Below are 17,729 nucleotides of genomic sequence, written 5' to 3'. Positions count from 1 at the left end.
GTACCTCGCAATGACGAATAATGAGATATTGCAAGTTACAAAAGAAGTCTGACAGTTTTTAGCCCGAAAGCCCGAAAGTTTTGTGTGTATAGCTTACCCTAAATGCAAAAACCCTCCCAGCGAAACTGAGAGGGTTAGATTTGACAAAATTGCCTTATGCTTGTGGAGCAGTCGGTTTCTCAGGTCTTGGCAATAAAACTTTACGAGAAAGTTTCATTTTACCTTGCTTATCTACATCCAATAATTTCACTTCTAATTTATCGCCTTCTTTCAATACTCCATCCATGGTCTCTAAACGCTCCCATGAAATTTCTGAAATATGCAATAAACCATCTTTACCTGGCATAATCTCTACAAATGCACCAAATGGCATTATTGATTTTACTTTACCTTGGTAAACTGCACCGATTTCTGGTTTTGCAGCAATGGCATTAATGCGTGCCACAGCAGCATCAATTGCAGCTTTATTGTCGGCAAAAATTTCAACAATACCTTTGTTACCAACTTCTTCGATAGAGATCGAAGCGCCAGTTTCGCGCTGCATTTCTTGAATAATTTTACCACCTGGGCCAATTACCGCACCGATAAATTCTTTATCAATACTTAAGGAAACAATACGTGGTGCATGTGGTTTGTAGTCCTCATTTGGTGAAGCAATCGTTTTCTTCATCTCACCTAAAATGTGTAAACGGCCTTCTTTTGCTTGCAATAAAGCTTTAGTTAACACTTCATATGATAAACCATTGATCTTTAAATCCATCTGGCAAGCTACAATTCCATTTTCTGTTCCTGTAACTTTAAAGTCCATATCACCTAAATGATCTTCATCGCCTAAAATATCAGAAAGAATAGCATACTTACCAGTTTTCTCATCGGTAATTAAGCCCATCGCAATACCAGAAACAGGCGATTTGATTTTAATACCTGCATCCATTAGCGCCAATGTACCTGCACAAACAGTTGCCATAGACGACGAGCCATTTGATTCAAGGATGTCAGAAACGATACGGATAGTGTATGGATTTTCCTCGCCTTGTGGCAATACTTTTTTCAAAGAACGTTGTGCTAAAGCACCGTGCCCAATTTCTCTACGTCCAGCACCTCTATTTGGTCTTACCTCTCCAGTTGAGAAGCCTGGGAAATTATAATGTAACAAGAATTTGTTATAACCATTGATAAAAGCACCATCAATCATCTGCTCATCATCTTTGCTACCTAAAGTAACTGATGTTAATGATTGAGTTTCGCCACGGGTAAATACCGCTGATCCGTGGGCTGCTGGAAGGTAACCAACTTCGCTCCAAATTGGACGGATTTCAGTTGTTTTACGACCATCTAAACGAATTCCTTCATCTAATAAAAGATTTCTAATTGCATCGTACTGCACATCATGGTAATAATGCTTAGCCATTGCTTTAGTTAAATCTTCGGTATCTTCTGGCATCGCCTCAAAAAACTCATTGATAATATCAGTAAAGCCTTTTTTACGTTCGTCTTTATTAGCGCCAGACTTAGCTACGGCATAAACTTTATCATAAGTATCTGCATAAACTTTAGCTTTCAAATCAGCATCGTGATCCTCGTGGCTGTATTCACGTTTCACGGTTTTACCAGTAGCTTCCGTTAATTCAACCTGAACAGCACACTGAACTTTAATAGCGTCATGCGCAAATTTTAAAGCCTCAACCATTTCATCTTCTTGAATCTCATCACACTCACCTTCAACCATGCCTATGTCATTTGCCGAACCAGCAACCATAAATTCTAAAGTTGCTCGCTCCAAATCACTAGCTAATGGATTGATTACTAATTTCCCATCAATCTTCGCAACGCGAACTTCCGAAATTGGACCATTGAAAGGAATATCGGACACTGATAAAGCTGCTGATGCTGCTAAACCAGCTAAACAATCTGGCATAATATTTTTATCAGCCGAGATTAATGAAATCATTACTTGTGTATCAGCGTGATAATCTGAAGGGAACATAGGGCGTAAAGCTCTATCAACCAAACGCGAGATTAATACTTCATAGTCAGATAATCTTGCTTCGCGACGTAAAAATCCGCCTGGAATACGGCCAGCTGCCGCATATTTTTCTTGATAATCTACCGATAAAGGTAAAAAATCGGTACCTGGTTTAGCACCTACTGTGGATACAACTGTTGCTAACAACATGGTATCGCCCATTTTAACTACAACAGAACCATCAGCTTGTTTTGCTAACTTACCTGTTTCAATTTCTACAATTCTTCCATCGCCCAAATCGAACGATTTTTTTATTACATTCATATTAAATTGTTGTGGCCTGTTTTTCCTCTTTCGAACAGACCGAGTTTATTTATATTTTCTTCGATTATTCAACTAAAAAAGCCATCAAACAAGTCTGATGGCTTTTAATGATAAAATTACACTGACTTAATGATATCTCTTAACTGTAATGTTTTGATGATAGCACGGTAGCGCTCAATATCTTTTTTGTATAGGTAAGCTAAAATACCGCGACGTTTACCTACCAATTTTTGAAGTGACAACTGCGTAGAGAAATCCTTACGATTTTTCTTTAAGTGTTCTGTTAAGTGCGCTATACGGTATGTAAACAACGCTACTTGACCTTCTGCAGAACCAGTATTGGTTTCTACTTCGCCGTGTGCTTTAAAGATTTCGGCTTTCTTTTCTTTACTTAAATACATTCTTGAATGATACTAAAGTGTTTATAAATTAATTAATTGAGCGCAAAGATACGACATATTAGCTAATTTGCAAATTTGCAGGCAAATACCCAAAAGCTATTAATTCTTGAGGGTCTTCTATTTTTTTCGTCGCTCCGTTGTGGAGCAATATAATTGATGTTGAGAGATTTAACACACTTCAATAATCATGATCGGTGATGATAAAGCCCTTATTAACAGCTGCTGCTTTGATACCTTCTTTTACTAGCTCAATATGCAACGGAGCCAAGCCATTGAATGGCTCATCAAGCAACACAAACTTAGCCTTGCCATAGAGCAGGATAAATATTTCAATTAACCTTTTTTCACCACCAGAAAGTTCATTACTCTTTTTAAAAAGAAATGGCTTAATAAAGGCGAGTTCGTGTAGTTGCGCAGCTTGGATGGAGGTGCAATAAATGGCTATTATCGTCTTAACACTTACATGTATTGGCAAAAAACTGTCTTGCGGCAAATATCGTATTAAATCACGACTATCAAATAAGGTATGAATTAACTTATCATTTACCTTAACGTATTTATGACCTGCCTTTAAGGCGCCAAAAATAATCTGTAACAAAGTAGACTTTCCAGCGCCATTTCTTCCCAAAAGTCCAATAACCTCTCCAATCTTACAGCTGATAAAAACATCAGTTAAGATCTGATTTAAACCAAACTCTTTATTTACGCTGTCAACATACAAACCACTCATATAAGTAATAAGATAATACCTATAATTAAACTTATAAGTATTGAATTTAAATACAATGTAGTTTTACTAAGCCCAAGATTGTGGTAAAAATAATACTCCTTAGGTCGACTTAAATCATAAAAGAGAAAATGTAAAGATGGAGTTAAGAAAACATAGGCAATACCGACCCCCGATAGAAATTTACTAGAATCAATAAAAAAGAGTGCTAATAAAACTGATATTGCGAAAGAGGGAAAAATAAGCTTTTTATAGAAAACCCATAGCGCTGCAAGAATATTCATTAATTATTTCTCCTTAATTTGCGTTGATATTAAACTCCCCATCCTACCAAAGTAAGAAAATTTGCACTAAGCACACTAATAAACTCCAATTTAAAAGATTGTTTCCTACTTTTGTCTACAAATACACAACATTTTGATCCAAAACCAATATAGCATTTTCGAAACTGAGTTAGCTGTTCGTCCAGACGATATAGATATGTTTAACCATGTACATAACAGTAAATATCTAGATTATGTGCTCGCCGCGCGGTATGAGCAAATGGAAAGATGCTATGGCATGAGTTGGGCCCAATTTACCGAACAAGGTTTCGGATGGGTAGTTGCTAAAGTAACAATCAGCTTTAAAAGACCGCTAAAAATTGGAGAAACTATGGTTGTTAGAACCGGAATTTTAGAGATGAACGAAAAAGGAAGCAACGTACAGTTCGAGATTGTAAACAAAGCGACTGGAAAAGTTTCTTCAGATGGGGTTTTTGACTACGTGATGATCGACTTAAAAACACAACGCTCTTGCAAAGTAAATGAAGAGATGATCAAGGCTTATAGTATATAAGACTAAACGTACAGCATTGTAGAATCTATTTTCTTAGATTCACATTTTTTTAAAAGCGAATTCTTTCCCACATTTGTGGATGACTTTTAAAGAAAAACTAAGTGCTATACGGGAGCAAATGAAAACAGACGGCGTAGATGCCTATGTAATTCCCTCAGCTGATCCGCATATGAGTGAATACCTCCCCAACCATTACAAATGTATTTCTTTTGCAACAGGATTTAGAGGGTCAGTTAGTACGGTAGTTATTACCCAAGATTTCGCCGGTTTATGGGCTGATTTTAGATATTTTGAACAGGCTGAAGAACAGTTGAAAGACAGTGGGTATCAACTGGTAAAGCTAAAAGCTCAGCATACTCCTGAATACATTACTTGGTTAAGAGAAAACTTAGCCGACTCTGCGGTTATTGGTTTTGATGAGAAATTAGTTTCAATTACCTTGAGCGAACTCTTTCATAAGCAATTAACCGTAAAAAAAATAAAGTATAAACATAAAGACTACCTCCAGCCAATTTGGAAAGACAGGCCTGCTTTACCTACTGAACCGGCTTTTCTAATTAGTGAAGAATTTACAGGCCAATCTACAAAAGAGAAACTTAATCTGATAAGAGCAGTGATGAAACAATATCATGTTCAACATCACCTTATTTCCTCTCTTGATGATATTGCCTGGATATTTAATTTAAGAGGCAAGGACGTAAATTATAACCCGGTTGTGTTGAGTTTTGCGTTAATAGCCGAAAATCAAGCTACATTATATATACAAAGCGATAAGTTAACAGAAGAAGATAAAACCAGCTTATCACAAAGTGGGGTTAATTTATTAAACTATGAATTTATTGCAAAAGATCTGCAATTTATTCCTGCTGAAAGCAGCATTTTAATTGACCCAAGAAGAAACTGCTTAGCATTGTATAAGCTCATACCTTCTTCAGTAGTAATTGTAAAGGAAACAAACCCTTCTACTCATTTAAAAGCGCTTAAGAACAGTACGGAAATTGAACATACTCGTATCGCTATGCGAAAAGATGGGATAGCGATCACCCGTTTCTTAAAGTGGGTTAAAGAAAATGCTGGCAAGATAAAAATGACAGAAATTTCGGCAGCTGCACAATTACGGAGTTTTAGAGCTGCGGAAGTGGGCTTTATTGGAGAAAGCTTTAATACGATTTCGGCTTATAAAGCACATGGAGCACTACCTCATTATGCCGCGAATTCTAAGAGTGACTCTGAAATCAAGGCCGAAGGATTATTTTTAGTAGATTCTGGCGGTCAATATTTTTATGGAACAACGGACATTACGCGGGTGATACCATTGGGCAATCCTACCGAAGAAGAAAAAACTGATTACACCTTAGTACTTAAAGCAATGATTGAAGGTTGTAAAACTCGATTTCCTAAAGGTACCTGTGGCTATCAAATTGATGCCATAACGAGAAGGCCATTATGGGATCATGGAATTAATTTCGGACACGGAACTGGGCATGGTGTTGGTTATTTGCTAAATGTACACGAGGGGCCACAAGTTATCAATGCCGGACCAACCCCAATTGCACTGGAATTAGGAATGATAACTTCTATAGAACCGGGCATCTATCGTCCTGGAAAACATGGAATTAGAATAGAAAATCTCGTACTCACAGTTGAAGACCAAACGAATGAGTTTAATGAATTTTATGCCTTTGAAGCTTTAACCTTAGCTCCGATTGATACAAGTATTGTAAAAGTTGATTTATTAGCAGCATCACATATTAATTGGCTAAACACGTATCATCGCTTAGTCTTCGAAAAATTAAGTCCGTTTTTAAATAGTGAAGAAAAAACATTCCTAAAAGAGATGACCAAGGAGTTATAAGTTGTAGGTATAGATGCCATTCTATATATTTGCAAAATGTTCCCGTAGTTCAATGGATAGAATTATGGTTTCCGGTACCATCGATATGAGTTCGAATCTCGTCGGGAACACCATAAGGCTCGCAAGTTGCGAGCCTTATTTTTTATAAAATTTTTCTTCTAAAAACTTTTTTTTGGCAAAGGTGTTCCTTTTAGGTAACATCCACTGCTATGAAGATTGAAAAAGCAAACCCACATACCAAATATCCAGTTCCCCCATACCCCAAGCAAAAAGAGAATTCTCTCGCTAAAGAGGATAAATTAAATCCTCCTGCCAATCACGGTGAAGATTCATACACAGGCAACAATCGATTGAAAGATAAAAGAGCAATTATTACGGGCGGTGATTCTGGAATTGGAAAAGCAATAGCTATCGCATTTGCAAGAGAGGGTGCAGATGTGTTGATTAGCTATTTGGGTGATGAAGAGATCGAAGACGCCAAAAAAACAGCTAAATATGTTGAAGATGCAGGTAGAAAAGCGGTACTGGTAAAGGGTGATATTCGAAGTGAAGCACATTGTAAGAAGATTATTTCAATAGCCTTGAAAGCCCTTGGCGGTATAGACATTTTAATTAATAATGCGGCCTTTCAGCGATCGAGAGGACTAACGGCCGATATTACGGCAGCAGAGTGGAAGCAAACTTTCGATACTAATATGCATGCTATGTTTTATTTGTGTAAAGCTGCCGAAAAACACATGGAACCTGGAGGTAGTATTATCAACACAACCTCTGTAAATGCCTATAGTCCCTCGCCAGACATTTTACCTTACGCTGCTTCTAAAAGTGCAATCCAAAACTTTACCGCCAATTTGAACCAAATTTTATTAATGAAGGGAAAAGGGATAAGAGTAAATGCAGTCGCACCGGGATCAATTTGGACCCCTTTAATTTCGGCTACTGTACCTAACCCCGAAGAATTCGGGAAGTCGACCCCAATAGGAAGGCCCGGACAGCCCGTAGAAGTTGCTCATGTTTTTGTTTTTCTTGCTGCTAAAGAAGCAGCATACATAGCAGGAGCAACAATTCCAGTTACAGGAGGAATGATCACAATTTAAATCATATAAAAATCAAATACCATGGAAACAAAATCAAAAAAAACAATGTCTAAAGGGAAAACTGGTAAAATGGAAGATTCAGAATTTCATGAATTCTTTGTAGATGAATTGAAAGACATCTATTGGGCCGAGAATCACTTAGTTAAAGCATTACCTAAAATGCAGAAAGCAGCAACGAGCCCAGATTTAGCAGCGGCACTTGAAAAACACACGCAAGAAACTCAGGATCATATTTCTCGTTTAGAGCAGGTCTTCAAACTATTGGGTGAAAAAGCCCAAGCAAAAAAATGTGATGCAATGGCTGGCCTGTTGGAAGAGGCAAAAGGAGTAATGGAAGACACTGATAAGGGAACGATGGTTCGTGATGCAGGATTAATTATTGCCGCTCAAAAGGTTGAACACTACGAGATTGCAACCTATGGCACTTTACGCACTTTTGCAGAAACAATGGGACATACAGATGTTCAAGAACTCTTACAACAAACTCTTGATAATGAGAAAGAAACAGACGTAGCGCTAACTGAACTCGCTATGAATTGTGTAAATGAAGCAGCGGCACAGGAGTAATTTTATGAAAATAGATGAAAAGCACCTTAAGTTTATTAAGGTGCTTTTTTATGCGATTGATAATGACCCGAAGTATCTTTAGCATTAGCCGCATTATCTTCTTTATGTTCCGAATCCTTTACTTTCACCTGCTGGTCTTCTATTGCATTTACATCGGCATTATCAGCCGAAGTACCTTCAATTGGATTTCCCTCTCCCTTAAGCTGGTGATCGTCTTTGCTTATCCCTCCTGATGGGTTATTGTGATTTTCTTGCTGTTCCATAATATTTAATTTTAAAATACAATTGTTACTTATATAATAATAGTTGACTGCAAAATGTTCTTAAAACTTTAATTAATGTACTCTTATTGATCAGCTAGATTCCAAAAAAAAGATAAATGATTACACCCTGATGAACAAACAACACAAAAGATGGAAGGTTATTATTAAATAATTGCATTTCGGTAAATACGTAAAATGAGTGGTGAAATACGGTATTTAATTGTGTACTTCCAGGAGCAACATTGATAACTTTCTGAACAAATTATCAGAAAAAACTGTCTGATTTAAGCAAAACTAGCCTTAAGGCGAAATAACAGTTAAGCAGTTTTATACGATGGCTTGAATTCTCAAAAAAAAGAAACTAACAACTGGTATTAAGTTTGTTTTAAATTTCATACCATCCAAATTCATGGATTGCTAAAAGTTAAAACTATGGTTGTTGAAACGTTAAATTTTGATTCATTGATTATTGAATATCGCTCACAATTGAAAACTTACGCGATGAATTTTACACGTGATGAAGATGATGCTGATGATCTCATCCAAGACACCTTACTAAAAGCGTTCACGTACTTTGCCAATTTTAAACCAGGAACAAATTTTCGGGGATGGCTTTTCACCATCATGAAAAATACATTTATCAACAATTATCGAAGAAGTACTCGGTCACGAGCGCTTATCATTACTGAAGAAAATATATCTTCCAATAACCTAGCGCATAGTGCTTCACGAAATAATGGAGAGTTGAAGTTCATCAACGAAGACATCTCAAAGGCACTTAAAACATTACCCACAAATTTGTATGACCCCTTCATAAGATATTTTGAAGGCTATAAGTATCATGAAATAGCAGAAGAATTTGACATGCCTGTAGGCACTGTTAAAACACGGATTCATCATGCTCGTTTACAGCTCAAAAAATACCTTAAAGTATATGAAGAATTGAAAGGTAGGGTGAGTTAATTTATTCAGCATTTATTTTTACTGCTTCATAGCATTTTTTGATTTTTCTATTTAAAAAAGTTCCCTTAGAAATAGCGGCTTTAAAATCTTTGTACACTTTTTCAGGAACTTCTTTATAGGCGTATACGTCACCAGATATAAATACTACATAAAGCAACATCTTTGCGTGATCATAGCGCATACTGGAGATTACGGATGAAGGCATAAAAATATATTAGAACTTAATAACTCATTTTTGGAGAAAGGGTTTTGTTTTGATAAAAAATTATAAACCTAAATTCTATGCTATTGTTATTGCTTAGTAGAAAAACTTAGTAAACGCTATATATGAATAGTGAAAATTTACAGCTTGTCGCGGAATTGCTTATAAAACACAAACTCTACCTCTCCTTTGCAGAAAGCGCTACTGCTGGTCGCTTAGCCGCAGAGTTTTCGCTGGTAAAAGATGCCGGTAAATTTTTAAAAGGTGCATTTGTATGTTATGATGCCTGCCTGAAAGAAACTGTGCTTGCTGTACCTCATGAACTTATCGAAAAATACACTCCCGAATCAATGGAAGTAACGAGAGCAATTACGCTCGGTTTACAAAAAATAATTCAGTCCGACATCTATATCGGATAACCGGTTTACCTGCTCCGGGAGGTAGCGAAAGTGACGAAAAACCAGTTGGTACCATGTTCATTTGTGGATTTCATCATAGGCAGGAGGTTTTTAATAAAAAGGTGATCTTCAATGGGGACCAAGAACAAGTTATCCTACGTACGGTCGACGAAGTAGGGGATCTCTTGAACATATACCTGCAGCAACTTGAGTTAAATTAGAAACAAATTTTTAAAATATTGGTTTAATAATTATGGAACCATTTAACATACGTATTCAACAAAATGATAAAGATGTAACACTAACGGTTTTGCCCGAAGGCAATTATTTTAAGTTAATCTATTTCGGAGGAATCATTGGTGCAATAAGAGAGTCGAACGGGGCTTGGGAACTCCTACCTGAGGAAGAAATAGAGCCAGGCGGACTTCCATTTTACGACTATAAAAAAGGTCTTATTGATCAGCCAGAGCTTACTTTGAACTTACCGAAAATAAATCAGATAGCGGCTGAAATTGAAAACATAATTCATTGACACTAAACTCCTCATTATGAAATCAAAAAGTATAATATTCGTAATCACTCCACTTTTATTTGCTTGTAGCAATCCGGAAAACGAACAAAAAACAGAATCAGCTACAGTTATCACTTCCAACGACACCAATATTATCAAAAAAAGTGAAGCTGAAATGAAAAACGAGGACAAGGCCACATTCTTTAACAATGCCGCAATAGGTGGTTTAATGGAAGTGGAGATGAGCTCCAAACTATTGGAAACTACCAAAACAAATCCGGAAATCACTGAATATGCACAGATGATAGAAGATGATCATTCAAAAGCCAATCAAGAACTTAAGTTAATTGCCCAGAAAGAAAACTTTATACTCCCTACCACCCTGCCTGCTTCAAAGTTAAAGTTGTTGAAACAATTCGAAGGACTTAACGATGAGGCAAAGAATGAATTTTACATAAACTCAATGGTTCACGAACATGATGAAGCTATCAACCTATTTAGTTTAGCCAAGAGCATGGATAACGCTGCAATCGCTAGCTTTGCTTCTAAAACATTACCTATTTTAAAGCATCATTACAAAATAGCAGATGAGCTAAAAAGCGCTATTCAAAACGCTAAAAAAAACCAGGGAGATGATGTATTAAAATTAAGCAATAAGACAGAAAATAAGCCTTCAAAGAACCAATAATATGTGAATAAATTTCAGGAAACTAAAAAAATAATTAACACCGCTGCATTGTTATGTTGATAAAATCTTTTTTTACCAAAATTTCTAATACGTATTTTCGTTTATTCAAATCAACCTAATCGAAATGTCACCTACATTTACGTGTATTTATTTTTTGGAGAACACCGATACTTATCTACTTGAAATCAAAAGAAATGATCTTCCACAGGATGAAGATATTTCCAAAATTTACCAGTGGATGAGAGTAAGTAAAGATTTTCAAGAAGCAAATCCATTAACTTTTAGATCTATGGACTCCTCAATGGAGGTAGAAGAGCGATACTTCGAGGAAGGTTTCCTGAAGTTCAATCGCGATAACGGAACCTTTATCGAAAAATACAATTCAGCCCAGCATAAATTTGAAGCTAAAAGTAACGCAGAGATTCCACCCGCGCTCACGGAGGCCATCAATAAATTTTGTCAAAAAACCAACCTATAAAAAAAGACCTACAATTGCAGGTCCTTTTCTTTAATAATCACGCTCAAAAATTATTATTTCGCACTGTTTTTCTTTTCAGTAACTTCGGTACGGATCTCCTGAGCTAAACCTTTAAGGTCTTGCATAGCTTTACGTACTCTTGTACCTGCAGCAGCATTACCGCCGTTATAAAATTTTTCTGCATCTGCCTCAATCGCAGCGATTACTTCTTTAACTTTTGAGAATTTTTCCATGTTTTTAATTTGTTTTAATTATCAAATATATCATTTAAACCCAATAAACAAGTATCAAAAGAATTATTTATGATTGCCCTGAATATGTTTTAAGCCACTTTTTTAGCAAAAATACCTGAATCGCAATTTGTTAGCTTATAGTATCCTCGGAATAAAAAAAATCCTTTAATGCCCTTTAAACAAGGTTAGTAAGCAAATACTATCAGAAATTGCCAATGCAGTGAATGACAACTCCTGATGTAACGTTAACAATTGACCTTCTGTTAGCTTCGTTACCGTACCTAAACTTTCAAATGATAAATGGCCGTTTATTAACTGTATGCTCATAATTGCCTCCCCTTCAGATTGGCCTGGATGGAAGTCCTCCCCCTCTTTTAGCGCTATCAACGTAATGGTAATTTTATCGGATTTAAAAACGGTAATTGCATTTTTTCCATTTTTATTGTAAGCTTCTTCCTGTTTTAGCTCGCTAATATATTTTGGAATATCAATTGGTATAATAGCGGCATCCAGTGGCCTCGCCCCTGCCGGTCTTTGTGCGGTAGCATTGTTATGTTTCTCTTCCATAGTTGTGAGTTTAAGTTAAAACAGCAGTTCAATCAAGTTGTTTTATTTGTTGTTTCTAAAATGTTTATAATTTTCTGTAATTAAATTTAATGATTTTATTTCCTTTGCATATATGTCGCTATTTATCTCATCTCTTAATACAGGCAGCAACGGCAATTGTTTTTACATTGGTAATGGCAATGAAGCGGTTTTGATTGATGTAGGTTTAACATGCAAAGAAACAGAGCTGAGAATGCAAAGACTTAACTTGAGCATGAACCAGGTAAAAGCCATCTTTATATCGCATGAACATAGTGATCATATTCGTGGTCTTCCGGTAATTGCTAAAAAATATCAATTGCCGGTTTACATTACACCATCCACTTTGGTATGTGGGAAACAACAGCTGCCCTTGCACTTGCTGCATGAATTTAAAGCTTATTCGCCCGTTCAAATAGGCGACTTAAAAATTATTGCCTTTCCCAAAAAGCATGATGCCGTTGAGCCGCATAGTTTCACCGTGAGCTGTAAAGGAACTAAAGTTGGCGTATTTACGGATATCGGGCAACATTGTGAACACGTTATAGATAACTTTAAACAATGTCATGCCGTGTTTTTAGAGGCTAATTATGATGATAAAATGCTCGATCTGGGGAGATATCCTTATTTTTTAAAAAATAGAATTAGAGGGGGAAATGGTCACTTATCAAACTCCCAGGCTTTAGCTTTATTTACAAGCCACAAATCAGCTAATCTAAGCCACTTATTCTTATCACATCTTAGCAAGGACAATAATTGCCCAGATCTGGTACAACGCTTATTTAATGCCAACTCCTGTGGTACAGAAATTATTGTAGCTTCAAGGTTACAAGAAACCCCTGTTTATCATATTGTAAATCAGGTAACTAACTTGGTAAGTCTTTAAAAAGGAAATCCAATACCAAAATTATATTGCATAAATCGATATACGTCAGGATTATGCGAATTTTGATATCTTCTTTTAAATTCTTTACCCCCATTAAAAAACTTGTTGATTACCCATTGTTCTGAACCAACAAACTGGGGATCTTTTATTTTTAAGCCCAAATCAAACCTAAATACGAAGAATTCAACATCGTACCTAAATCCAATCCCGGTACCAATGGCTATTTGCTTACCTAATTGATCTAACTTGAAATAAGTTTCTGGTTGAGGGTTTCCGGCCGAAATATTCCATATGTTGCCCATATCAAGAAATGCCGCTCCTTTTAACTTTGCTCCGAAAAGCTTATTCATAAGCAAGTAACGGTATTCGAAGTTCGTTTCTATTCTCATCTGCCCAAGTTGATCTATTCCAAATGAGGCACTTCTCGCAATTGAATCTGTAATCACCTCTCGGTTATAGTTTCCGGGACCAAGGGTTCTTGCCTGCCAAGCACGAACGCCACTTGAGCCACCTGCGTAAAATAATTTCTCGAAAGGCATTGCTGTCGAATTTCCATAAGCATAACCTATACCTGTATTAACTCTGGCAATAAACTGTCTATCGCCTCCAAGGCTTTTATACCAACGAAGATCAACCTCCGGACGAACGTATTGATTAAAGGGTAAACCAAAAATCTTTCCGAAATCACCTTTTTTCGGATCGTGTTTGTCGCCAAATGCGCTGGTTGAAAGTTGCAAAAGATTGCCGGCAATGTCAATGTTTCCTCTAAAATATACAAATGATCTATTCTGTAATAACTTATCGCCATTAAGCGTATAGGCATATTTCATCCCTAAAGTGAAATCCTTACGTCCCAACAATTTGATATTATAAAAATTGCTCTCCAATAGTTTCTTATTTGAATTGTATTTATCAATATCAGTTTTATCCAGCGTATCTATGAGTATACTCCCAAACCTATATTCAACATTTAACGGGGTAAATGAATGCAATTTTGATTTAGTTTCTACCCAATCGTAAGTCACAGAGTTGATAAAGATCCGACGAACGGTAATGTCTTTCTGCAAGGCATATAAATAGCTTGTTGAGAAAGTGGTATATGGCATCCCATTTTTACCCATCATGGGAATGTTCACAAAAGGAATCATTAGCCTCGCCACAGATAGGCTCGCACTAACAGAAAAATCACGTTGGTATATGTCGTTAAATATTGACTTATTTTCCGTTCTTCTGGCTTGTAAGCCGCCTTTAACTTGGAACTGAAACCGCTCCGCTCCTTTTAAAAAATTATTATTTGTATAGGTATTACTTAATGTAAAACCCACCGTACCGTTATTAAAAGGTACCTCTCCCTCTATTCTATTGCTCATCCTCTTTTGCGGAATCAACAAAATAACCGGATTTATTTTATTGGTACTGTCCTTTGCCAAGGTATAATCAATTTTTACATTCTTGAAAACATTCAATTGATACATCCTGTCATACGTTAGATTTTCTTTTCTAATATCATAGATTTCTCCTGATTTCAAAAAATCATATCTCACAATCGGATTCCTTCTAAATCTTCCTGAAAGATCTATAAAACGAATGCCTCTAATGGCCTTTTTATTTCTCAAAGAATCTGCTAGCCTTTCCGAATCAGAGAAACCCTCCGAATTTTCCGCAATAATAATGTTCGTACTGTCAATGGTATACACTTTATGCTTTGTCCCATCAATAGGGTCATCAATAAGCAAATCTACACTTACCTTACTGTTATGCTGAGTCGAATCTGGTTCAAACCTTACGTGGGGACGTTCAAAATAGCGATATCCATTTTGACGCATTAACTGATAGATCTGTTCTCTTTCCAACGCCAGCGAGTCTTCATCATAACGCATTCCCTCGTGGAGATGAGTAAATGTATCTTTCTGGGATAGATATAACGTTTTAACTTGCTCATCAGGAATTCTATATCCCACTTTGTTGATGAAAAAAGCTGGCCCTGGATCTGCTACGAACCTAAGTTTTGCTTTCTTGTTAAGAACAGAAAGCTCTGATTTTACCTTCGCATTGAAATAGCCTTTACTTTTTAGGAATTTTTCGATCTGGTTTCTTGAAATTTCTACTAAGGCACTATCTAAAATTGGTGGCGGTGAGCCTAATGGCTTTATATTGTTGGTTTTATACTTACCATCTTTGGTATTGAAAATATTATAGATTCCCACATTTAGCCCAATTGTACCTGAAGGTCTGATATCTTTTTGCACATAATTATAAGCCTGCTCTTCAAATTGCTTATCAATACTATCTATTTTAACTTTCGTTACAATAGCCTGATAGTCTTCTATATATTTTGTAGACGAACAACCTGCTATAAAAACAAGAATAAATAGTAATATTGTAAGAATTTGTACCTGCTGTTTATCGTTAAGTTTATATGCTTTCAAAATCTCAAATCAGTTTTATTAAATCTTTACATCAAAAAAAATACCGTAAAGAAAGTGGAATATTTATTATTGAAGGTATAAAATCTATTGTAGAATTTATCAATTCCAATTATCAATTGCACAGTATTTATTATGACCCTAGTTATTTTCAATCTTTACCTAAATTCCCCGCAAATATAAAGTTATTCGAGGTAAACAACGTGGAATTAGCGAAGATTAGTACGCTTCAAGCGCCTCAGGGAATTATAGCACTTGTAAATGTCCCTATAAAGCAAAAATTAGACCTCAATTTATTAAAAGGTAAGTTTTCTTTGGTTTTAGACGATGTGCAAGATCCAGGTAACTTGGGTACAATCATTCGCACGGCTGATTGGTTTGGAATTGATCAGATCATTTGCTCTGTACATACCGTTGAGGTCTATAATCCAAAAACAGTGCAATCCACGATGGGATCCCTGGCTAGGATGAACATTTTTTACACCAATTTAGAGGAATTTATTGCACAGGTTAACCTCCCTATATTTGGTGCTTTATTAGATGGAAATGATATTTATGAAGTTAACTGGGGAAATGAAGGATTGATTTTATTGGGAAATGAAGGCCATGGAATTTCCCAAAACCTCCTAAAATTGATTACAGTACCCGTCACCATTCCAAGAATTGGTGTTGCCGAGTCATTAAATGTGGCAGTTTCTGCAGCTATATTTTGCAGTGAGCTAGGCAAATTGAGCTTAAAACGTTAATATGTTAACAAGTATTGCCATTATTTTATTTGCTTTCTTTTTGCATCCTCATATATAATTACTATTTTTGCAACCTTGAATTAAAAGGGTCGAGTGGCCGAGTGGCTAGGCAGAGGTCTGCAAAACCTTCTACAGCGGTTCGAATCCGCTCTCGACCTCAGGTTTATAATAATTAAGGAAACATAAAACGCATTATCATGGCAGTTACAAGATTAAAAAGAAAAGACAGATACAATAAAACAGTTTCTCGTTTAGAAGTAAAAACATTAAAATTAGCGACTAACATTGAATTAGGAAGTCGTTCACAGCAATCTACTAAAGATCAATTGGCTAAAAACAATGCTGTATTAGCTAAACTTACAGCTTCAGCTTAGTCTTTTATTCTTTTAAAACATTTAAAAAGCATCTCGAATTTATTTTTGAGATGCTTTTTTTGTGCGCGTTAGTCGCCCTTTTTCCCTCCCAACATTATTCTTTTTCGATATAAGTTTCTTCCTTAGCACAAAAGCATATTTCCTGGAAGATTGTAGGCCCATTTAAATAGGTATTACTCGGATATCATTCGGATATTGTTCGGATATATGACAATTGTGTCCGAATAATATCCATTTAAAAACCGAATAATATTTAAGTATAACCTAGTTTGTAAGAGGCGATGATATAGTACTAGCCTATTCATAATATTACACACTTAATAAAAGAATAAAAAAAATTGCGTAAGTAATTACTTACATATATATTTGTAAGCAAATACTTACATATCAAGAAGATGAGAAGAGATGTTTTTCAGGCGATTGCAGACCCAACTAGAAGGGAAATCATAAATTTAATAGCATTTAAGTCATTAAACTTGAATGCTATTTCAGAAAATTTCGACATGAGCCGATCAGCTATTTCCCAGCACATCAAAATTCTTACCGAATGTGGGCTGGTTACCATAAAAAAAGAAGGAAGAGAGCGATTTTGTGAAGTTAAGTTCCAGAAATTAAATGAAGTAGCTGAATGGATTGAACAATACCGGGTTTTTTGGACAAACAAATTGGATGCACTAGCGGTTCATCTATCGGCAAACGAACTTAATGTTAAACCTAAATAAAAACAATATGAATAAGCAACCAGTAATTGTAGAAAGATTATTTAATGCAACTAGCGAGAAAGTGTGGAGCGCAATCACCACCAATGACGAAATGAAAAAGTGGTATTTCCAACTGGAAGATTTTAAGCCTATAGTAGGTTTCAAGTTCGATTTTATGGGGGGTCCCGATGCTAATACACAATATTTACATCTCTGTGAGGTAACGGAAGTAATTGAGGGCAAAAAAATAGCTTATACCTGGCGCTATGATAATTATCCCGGAAACTCACTGGTAACCTGGGAGCTTCTTGATAAAGGAGAACAAACGCTTGTACGAATTACCCATACAGGATTGGAAACATTTGCAGAAGCTGGCAAAGACTTCGCTAAAAACAACTTCAATGAAGGCTGGACGCACTTCTTATATACAGCCCTAAAAGCATATTTGGAACCGGAAGATTAATATATTTACTTGTTGTAATAATGTAATTTGTATTTTAG

General features: G+C 36.0%; 22 protein-coding genes and 2 tRNA genes. 16 read left to right on the top strand and 8 right to left on the bottom strand.

Going from position 1 to position 17,729, the window contains the following annotated elements:
• Positions 1-154: 154 nt before the first annotated feature.
• From pnp to BM207_RS08240, 3 genes are all read right to left on the bottom strand, one after another.
• Positions 155-2,290, bottom strand: coding sequence for a polyribonucleotide nucleotidyltransferase (pnp, locus tag BM207_RS08250; RefSeq protein ID WP_090993103.1), 2,136 nt, complete (start codon positions 2,288-2,290; stop codon positions 155-157).
• A 116-nt stretch (positions 2,291-2,406) separates the two neighbouring features.
• On the bottom strand, positions 2,407-2,691 hold the full coding sequence (gene rpsO, locus BM207_RS08245; protein ID WP_090993102.1) for a 30S ribosomal protein S15: 285 nt from the start codon (positions 2,689-2,691) through the stop codon (positions 2,407-2,409).
• 178 nt (positions 2,692-2,869) lie between these two features.
• The gene (locus BM207_RS08240; RefSeq protein ID WP_090993101.1) at positions 2,870-3,421 is read right to left on the bottom strand and encodes an ATP-binding cassette domain-containing protein; all 552 of its coding nucleotides are present in this window, start codon (positions 3,419-3,421) and stop codon (positions 2,870-2,872) included.
• 414 nt (positions 3,422-3,835) lie between these two features.
• Between BM207_RS08240 and BM207_RS08230 the strand changes: the two genes are divergently transcribed.
• The 5 genes from BM207_RS08230 to BM207_RS08210 all read left to right on the top strand — a co-directional run bounded on the left by BM207_RS08230 (position 3,836) and on the right by BM207_RS08210 (position 7,774).
• Entirely contained in the window at positions 3,836-4,255 is a 420-nt protein-coding gene (locus BM207_RS08230; RefSeq protein WP_090993099.1) for an acyl-CoA thioesterase, read from the top strand.
• A gap of 79 nt (positions 4,256-4,334) precedes the next feature.
• Positions 4,335-6,110 carry an aminopeptidase P family protein gene (locus BM207_RS08225; protein WP_090993098.1) on the top strand — a complete coding sequence of 592 codons (1,776 nt, stop codon included), beginning with the start codon at positions 4,335-4,337 and terminating at the stop codon, positions 6,108-6,110.
• 38 nt (positions 6,111-6,148) lie between these two features.
• Positions 6,149-6,223: transfer RNA gene (locus BM207_RS08220), tRNA-Arg, on the top strand.
• A gap of 96 nt (positions 6,224-6,319) precedes the next feature.
• Positions 6,320-7,207, top strand: a complete 888-nt coding sequence (locus tag BM207_RS08215) for an SDR family oxidoreductase (RefSeq protein ID WP_090993097.1) — start codon at positions 6,320-6,322, stop codon at positions 7,205-7,207.
• A gap of 21 nt (positions 7,208-7,228) precedes the next feature.
• The gene (locus tag BM207_RS08210) at positions 7,229-7,774 is read left to right on the top strand and encodes a YciE/YciF ferroxidase family protein (protein WP_090993096.1); all 546 of its coding nucleotides are present in this window, start codon (positions 7,229-7,231) and stop codon (positions 7,772-7,774) included.
• A gap of 35 nt (positions 7,775-7,809) precedes the next feature.
• Here the strand turns inward: BM207_RS08210 and BM207_RS08205 are convergent, their stop codons facing one another.
• Positions 7,810-8,037: a hypothetical protein gene (locus BM207_RS08205; protein ID WP_090993095.1), complete on the bottom strand. Its 228-nt coding sequence runs from the start codon at positions 8,035-8,037 to the stop codon at positions 7,810-7,812.
• 432 nt (positions 8,038-8,469) lie between these two features.
• Here BM207_RS08205 and BM207_RS08200 point away from each other — a divergent pair, with 432 nt between their 5' ends.
• The gene (locus tag BM207_RS08200) at positions 8,470-9,000 is read left to right on the top strand and encodes an RNA polymerase sigma factor (protein WP_090993329.1); all 531 of its coding nucleotides are present in this window, start codon (positions 8,470-8,472) and stop codon (positions 8,998-9,000) included.
• A 1-nt stretch (position 9,001) separates the two neighbouring features.
• Here BM207_RS08200 and BM207_RS08195 read toward each other — a convergent pair whose 3' ends face one another.
• Positions 9,002-9,205: a KTSC domain-containing protein gene (locus BM207_RS08195; RefSeq protein WP_090993094.1), complete on the bottom strand. Its 204-nt coding sequence runs from the start codon at positions 9,203-9,205 to the stop codon at positions 9,002-9,004.
• Positions 9,206-9,327: 122 nt separating this feature from the next.
• Between BM207_RS08195 and BM207_RS19185 the strand changes: the two genes are divergently transcribed.
• From BM207_RS19185 to BM207_RS08175, 4 genes are all read left to right on the top strand, one after another.
• Positions 9,328-9,621: a CinA family protein gene (locus BM207_RS19185; protein ID WP_218155033.1), complete on the top strand. Its 294-nt coding sequence runs from the start codon at positions 9,328-9,330 to the stop codon at positions 9,619-9,621.
• Positions 9,622-9,853: 232 nt separating this feature from the next.
• Positions 9,854-10,132, top strand: coding sequence for a hypothetical protein (locus BM207_RS08185; RefSeq protein WP_090993093.1), 279 nt, complete (start codon positions 9,854-9,856; stop codon positions 10,130-10,132).
• Positions 10,133-10,148: 16 nt separating this feature from the next.
• Positions 10,149-10,799: a DUF4142 domain-containing protein gene (locus BM207_RS08180; RefSeq protein WP_090993092.1), complete on the top strand. Its 651-nt coding sequence runs from the start codon at positions 10,149-10,151 to the stop codon at positions 10,797-10,799.
• Positions 10,800-10,923: 124 nt separating this feature from the next.
• Positions 10,924-11,277: a hypothetical protein gene (locus tag BM207_RS08175; RefSeq protein WP_143095930.1), complete on the top strand. Its 354-nt coding sequence runs from the start codon at positions 10,924-10,926 to the stop codon at positions 11,275-11,277.
• A gap of 53 nt (positions 11,278-11,330) precedes the next feature.
• Here the strand turns inward: BM207_RS08175 and BM207_RS08170 are convergent, their stop codons facing one another.
• The gene (locus BM207_RS08170; protein ID WP_090993090.1) at positions 11,331-11,510 is read right to left on the bottom strand and encodes a histone H1; all 180 of its coding nucleotides are present in this window, start codon (positions 11,508-11,510) and stop codon (positions 11,331-11,333) included.
• Between the two features lie 165 nt (positions 11,511-11,675).
• A complete protein-coding gene (locus BM207_RS08165) occupies positions 11,676-12,077 on the bottom strand; it encodes a cupin domain-containing protein (protein ID WP_090993089.1) in 402 nt (133 codons plus the stop codon).
• Positions 12,078-12,189: 112 nt separating this feature from the next.
• On the opposite strand from BM207_RS08165, the gene BM207_RS08160 reads away from it, so the two are divergent.
• On the top strand, positions 12,190-12,981 hold the full coding sequence (locus BM207_RS08160) for an MBL fold metallo-hydrolase (protein ID WP_090993088.1): 792 nt from the start codon (positions 12,190-12,192) through the stop codon (positions 12,979-12,981).
• Here the strand turns inward: BM207_RS08160 and tamL are convergent.
• Positions 12,978-15,410 (bottom strand): translocation and assembly module lipoprotein TamL, encoded by a 2,433-nt coding sequence (gene tamL / locus BM207_RS08155; protein ID WP_090993087.1) that lies wholly within the window; start codon positions 15,408-15,410, stop codon positions 12,978-12,980. The two genes, BM207_RS08160 and tamL, sit on opposite strands and share 4 nt — an antisense overlap.
• On the opposite strand from tamL, the gene BM207_RS08150 reads away from it, so the two are divergent.
• The 5 genes from BM207_RS08150 to BM207_RS08130 all read left to right on the top strand — a co-directional run bounded on the left by BM207_RS08150 (position 15,401) and on the right by BM207_RS08130 (position 17,691).
• The gene (locus tag BM207_RS08150; RefSeq protein WP_090993086.1) at positions 15,401-16,153 is read left to right on the top strand and encodes a TrmH family RNA methyltransferase; all 753 of its coding nucleotides are present in this window, start codon (positions 15,401-15,403) and stop codon (positions 16,151-16,153) included. The two genes, tamL and BM207_RS08150, sit on opposite strands and share 10 nt — an antisense overlap.
• 87 nt (positions 16,154-16,240) lie before the next feature.
• Positions 16,241-16,311 (top strand) — tRNA-Cys (locus BM207_RS08145).
• A 39-nt stretch (positions 16,312-16,350) separates the two neighbouring features.
• Positions 16,351-16,527 carry a spore protein gene (locus tag BM207_RS08140; protein ID WP_090993085.1) on the top strand — a complete coding sequence of 59 codons (177 nt, stop codon included), beginning with the start codon at positions 16,351-16,353 and terminating at the stop codon, positions 16,525-16,527.
• A gap of 395 nt (positions 16,528-16,922) precedes the next feature.
• Positions 16,923-17,249 (top strand): ArsR/SmtB family transcription factor, encoded by a 327-nt coding sequence (locus BM207_RS08135; RefSeq protein WP_090993084.1) that lies wholly within the window; start codon positions 16,923-16,925, stop codon positions 17,247-17,249.
• Between the two features lie 7 nt (positions 17,250-17,256).
• Positions 17,257-17,691: an SRPBCC family protein gene (locus BM207_RS08130; protein WP_090993328.1), complete on the top strand. Its 435-nt coding sequence runs from the start codon at positions 17,257-17,259 to the stop codon at positions 17,689-17,691.
• Positions 17,692-17,729 lie beyond the last annotated feature (38 nt).

It is taken from the genome of Pedobacter insulae, from assembly GCF_900113525.1.
GTDB classification, from domain to species: domain Bacteria; phylum Bacteroidota; class Bacteroidia; order Sphingobacteriales; family Sphingobacteriaceae; genus Pedobacter; species Pedobacter insulae.
Note: the sequence above shows the minus strand (reverse complement) of the source record. Positions and strands in the feature narration are given on the sequence as shown.